This is a genomic window from Methylobacterium sp. B1 (genome assembly GCF_000333255.1).
GTDB classification, from domain to species: domain Bacteria; phylum Pseudomonadota; class Alphaproteobacteria; order Rhizobiales; family Beijerinckiaceae; genus Methylobacterium; species Methylobacterium fujisawaense.
Map to the genome: position 1 here is coordinate 1 of NZ_BACT01000411.1, position 1,175 is coordinate 1,175.

The following is a 1,175-nucleotide window of genomic DNA, read 5'->3' on the forward strand; positions in this document are numbered from 1 at the left end:
CGCACGCGCCTTCGACAAGGATTACGAGTTCCGCCGCACCGAGACCGTCGGCCCGCGCGTCTCCGGCGAACTCGTGCAGTCCGGCACGCTGGGCGTCGTGCTCTCCGTCGTGGCGGTGCTGCTCTACCTCTGGTTCCGGTTCGAGCGGGAGCTGGCGCTCGGCGCCATCGTCGGCACGCTCCACGACATCGTGCTGACGGTGGGCGTGTTCATCATCACCCGGATCGAGTTCAACATGACCTCGATCGCGGCGATCCTGACCATCGTGGGCTACTCGCTCAACGAGACGGTCGTGGTGTTCGACCGGACTCGCGAGCTGATGCGGCGGTACAAGACCATCCCCACCGTCGACCTGCTGAACCTGTCGATCAACTCGACCATGTCGCGCACGGTGATGACGTCGATCTCGTCCTCCCTGTCGCTGCTGGCGCTGGTGCTGTTCGGCGGCGAGGCGATCAAGGGCTTCGCCGTGGTGATGCTCTGCGGCGTCCTGATCTGCACCTACTCGGCGATCTTCATCTCGACTCCGGTGTTGATCTATCTGGGCTTGATGCTCTCGGGCGCCCGCGCCGCGTCCGAGCGGTCCGGCGTCCCGCAACCGGCGGAGTAGTCCTTTTTCCGAGATGGCCGATCAGCCAAGTCCGAAGACCTTCGACTCCGGCTTCGTGCCGGGTCGCCACATCATCGATAGCTACGGCAATGGCGGCTTCCGCTTCGCCGGGATGTCGCATCGCGGCTCGATCCTGCTGCTGCCCTCGGGGGTTCGGGCCTGGGAGGTGACGGAGCCGAGGGCGATCGACCGGACGGCCCTGCGGCCGGTCCAGGCTGAATCGGAGGGGATCGAGTTGCTGCTCGTCGGCACTGGCCTCGACATCGCCGCCATCGACCCCGCCTTGCGGGGCTGGCTCAAGGATTTCGGCGTCGGCCTCGACGTGATGCAGACCGGGGCCGCGGCCCGGACCTACAACATCCTGGTGGCCGAGAACCGCAAGGTCGCGGCCGCGCTGATCGCGGTGGCCTGATGCCGGAGGTCGAGGGCAGGACCACCGAGACCGGGCTCGCCTTCGCGCAATCCCATTGCGAGGATCTCGTGCGGACCGGCGATCCGGACCGCTACTACGCCAACCTGTTCGCCCCGGCCGCCGCCCGTTCGCATCTCTTCGCCCTCTACGCCT

At 67.1% G+C, this 1,175-nt stretch carries 2 protein-coding genes and 1 pseudogene; all 3 read left to right on the forward strand.

The window, feature by feature from the left end:
- A partial coding sequence (gene secF, locus I53_RS11970) for a protein translocase subunit SecF (RefSeq protein ID WP_043350939.1) occupies positions 1 to 610 on the forward strand: 610 nt, incomplete at its 5' end.
- A gap of 13 nt (positions 611 to 623) precedes the next feature.
- Positions 624 to 1,022 (forward strand): MTH938/NDUFAF3 family protein, encoded by a 399-nt coding sequence (locus I53_RS11975; protein WP_043350942.1) that lies wholly within the window; start codon positions 624 to 626, stop codon positions 1,020 to 1,022.
- Positions 1,022 to 1,175, forward strand: a pseudogene (locus tag I53_RS35075) (phytoene/squalene synthase family protein); the annotation flags it as partial. The gene I53_RS11975 and the pseudogene I53_RS35075, both read left to right, overlap by 1 nt.